Source organism: Pantoea sp. GbtcB22 (assembly GCF_019091025.1).
GTDB classification, from domain to species: Bacteria; Pseudomonadota; Gammaproteobacteria; order Enterobacterales; family Enterobacteriaceae; genus Pantoea; species Pantoea leporis.
Genome location: NZ_JAGXKB010000681.1, coordinates 1 through 242, shown reverse-complemented (window position 1 = coordinate 242; position 242 = coordinate 1). Strand labels below are relative to the sequence as shown.

At 47.1% G+C, this 242-nt stretch carries 1 protein-coding gene; it reads right to left on the bottom strand.

The annotated features are described in order from the left end of the window. The coding region (locus KVT28_RS28005; protein WP_254633680.1) for a hypothetical protein at nucleotides 1-95 on the bottom strand (95 nt) is incomplete at its 3' end. Nucleotides 96-242 lie beyond the last annotated feature (147 nt).

The following is a 242-nucleotide window of genomic DNA, read 5'->3' as shown; positions in this document are numbered from 1 at the left end:
GTTTCCAGACCTAAATCAGCGCAACGGAAGGCTGCAGAGTAACCTGCAGGACCTGCCCCCAGTACCACGACTTGAGTTTTAATCTCTGTACTCATCATGACCTCTTGTTTGATTACCGGCAGTCAGGAAAAAACTTTTCCCAAGCTCTAATGCCCTATATCCGCCGGGACATTTCACCTCGAGAGTTTACAGAATTGTTAACAAACTGCCAACCGCGGCAACATTGAATGCTTACAACAAGG